1 protein-coding gene is annotated in these 448 nt (G+C 38.8%); it reads right to left on the bottom strand.

Annotated features, from left to right (window positions below):
- The coding region (locus AC3DEV_RS17030) for a PCRF domain-containing protein (RefSeq protein WP_488372878.1) at window positions 1–448 on the bottom strand (448 nt) is incomplete at both ends.

The following is a 448-nucleotide window of genomic DNA, read 5'->3' as shown; positions in this document are numbered from 1 at the left end:
CTGTCCACCTGGACCACCTGCGCGTGCGTAAGTAATTTCAAGTTCGTCCTCCGGAATTTCAATATCCTGATTCTTTTCAAATTTTGGAATGACTTCGACCATTGAGAAACTTGTATGCCTTAACTGCTTTGCATTGAATGGAGAAATTCGAACCAATCGGTGTACCCCCGATTCATTTTTCAGAGTCCCATAAACATTTTTCCCTTCAATTTCAAAAGTAATGTTTCTGTATCCTCCGTGATCATTCTGGTTTTCGTGCAAGATAAAAGCTTTCCAATTTTTCTTTTGGATATATTTTGAATACATATTAAAAAGCATCGACGAAAAATCTTCTGAATCATCTCCACCGGCGCCAGAAAAGATTGTGACAACGGCGCCTAAACTGTCGTATTTTCCTCCGCCCTCTTTTTCAATTTTTAACTCCTGCATCTCCTTAATCATTTCTTGA

The organism is Dietzia sp. IBK-p2-15D (assembly GCF_057773105.1).
This window is presented reverse-complemented; position numbering and strand designations above follow the sequence as displayed.